We start from the raw sequence: 229 nt of genomic DNA on the forward strand, positions 1-229 counted from the left end.
CCACCCAGGCCGACATCAACGCCGGAAGCATCGTCAACACCGCGACGGCGTCGGGCACCCCGCCGTCGGGACCCGCCATCACCTCCGCGGCCTCCACCGCCACGGTCATCGCCACCGCCGCCCCGGCGCTGGCCCTGCTCAAGACCGCCTCGCCGACCACGGTCGCCGCCGCCGGACGGACCATCACCTACTCCTACCTCGTCCTCAACACCGGCAACACCACCCTGAC

Annotated in this window: 1 protein-coding gene; it reads left to right on the forward strand. The window is 72.5% G+C overall.

What is annotated here, in order from left to right:
* Window positions 1–229: DUF7507 domain-containing protein (locus ACLQ2R_RS39730; protein ID WP_425966573.1), on the forward strand; the 229-nt coding region annotated here is incomplete at both ends.

Source organism: Streptosporangium sp. DT93, from assembly GCF_049844535.1.
GTDB lineage: Bacteria > Actinomycetota > Actinomycetes > Streptosporangiales > Streptosporangiaceae > Streptosporangium.